This window comes from Nocardioides dubius (genome assembly GCF_039528155.1).
Lineage (GTDB): Bacteria > Actinomycetota > Actinomycetes > Propionibacteriales > Nocardioidaceae > Nocardioides > Nocardioides dubius.
In genome coordinates this window covers 300,642-301,968 of the sequence record NZ_BAAALG010000002.1, presented here as the reverse complement: position 1 = coordinate 301,968, position 1,327 = coordinate 300,642, and the positions used below count along the sequence as shown (strand labels likewise).

Sequence of the window (1,327 nt, the reverse complement as noted above, 5' to 3'; positions counted from 1 at the left end):
TCACGATTCATCCCATTCGGGTATTGGACCTTCACGGCGGCAGGTTCTCCTGGTGCAGATCGCGCGTCGCGCATAACGTGACAAGCGGTCGCTCAGCACAGACCCACACCAAGGAGTTCATGAGATGAGCAGCATCAACAAGGTCGTCGTCCTCGGGATGGGCGTTCTCGGATCGCAGATCGCGTTCCAGAGCGCCTTCAAGGGTAAGGAGGTCACCTCCTACGACATCTCGGACGAGGCGGTCGCCGCAGGTCGCGAGCGGTTCGAGGTGCTCGCCAAGCGGTACGCGGCCGATCTGCCGGGCGTCGGCGATCCGCAGGCTGCGCTGACGGCGATCACCGCGACGTCCGACCTGGCGGAGGCGGTCCGCGGTGCCGACCTGGTCATCGAGGCGGTCCCGGAGAAGATCGAGATCAAGCAGGAGACCTACCGCAAGCTCGCCGAGGTCGCGGACCCCGGCACCATCTTCGCCACGAACTCCTCCACGCTGCTGCCCTCGGACATCGCCCCGGCGACCGGGCGAGCCGACAAGTTCCTCGCGCTGCACTTCGCCAACGAGATCTGGCTGCGCAACACCGCCGAGGTGATGCCCGGTCCGGACACCGACCCGGCCTACCTGACCGAGCTCGCGGAGTTCGCCGAGGAGATCGGCATGGTGCCGATCGTGCTCACCAAGGAGAAGGCCGGCTACGTGCTCAACTCGCTCTTGGTGCCGTTCCTGGACGCCGCGGGCGAGCTCTGGGCGGGCGGCTACGCCGACGTGGAGACCATCGACAAGACCTGGCGGCTGGCCACCGGGGCGCCGGTCGGCCCGTTCCAGATCTACGACGTCGTCGGCCTGACCACCGCCTACAACATCGCCTCCACCAACCCCGATCCCGGCCACCAGGCCTTCGCCGCCAAGATCAAGGCTGATTTCATCGACCAGGGCAAGCTCGGGATCGCCACCGGTGAGGGCTTCTACAAGTACGGCTGAGCCCCACCGCTCAATGTGACCTCAGCGCGCGAGATCGCGCCAAGAATGTGCGTTGTGGTCACATTGAGCGGTGTCACCAGCCGCGTTCGCGCCATTCAGCCAGGTGTGGACGCTCGTTGCCGAGGACGCCGTCGGAGCCGTGCCCGGGGTAGAAGCTGACGTCGTCCGGCAGGGTGCCGAAGACCTTCGACTCGACCTCGTCGATCAGTTGGGCGAAGGCGTCGGCGTCGCCGAAGGTGGCGCCGACGCCGCCGGGGAAGAGCGAGTCGCCGGTGAACAGGTGCAGGCCGTCGGCGGCGTCGCGGTGCAGCAGTGCGATCGAGCCCGGTGTGTGACCGGCGATCGCGATCA

The 1,327-nt window shown here is 66.8% G+C and carries 1 protein-coding gene and 1 pseudogene; one reads left to right on the top strand and one right to left on the bottom strand.

Going from position 1 to position 1,327, the window contains the following annotated elements:
* Window positions 1-124 precede the first annotated feature (124 nt).
* Entirely contained in the window at window positions 125-976 is an 852-nt protein-coding gene (locus ABD151_RS03260; protein ID WP_343991287.1) for a 3-hydroxyacyl-CoA dehydrogenase, read from the top strand.
* A 73-nt stretch (window positions 977-1,049) separates the two neighbouring features.
* Here the strand turns inward: ABD151_RS03260 and ABD151_RS03255 are convergent.
* Window positions 1,050-1,327: pseudogene (locus tag ABD151_RS03255) on the bottom strand (MBL fold metallo-hydrolase); the annotation flags it as partial.

What these genes read in the sequence shown, in the direction of transcription:
- ABD151_RS03260 (WP_343991287.1), top strand. Translation starts at nt 125, where the DNA reads ATGAGCAGCATCAACAAGGTCGTCGTCCTCGGGATGGGCGTTCTCGGA.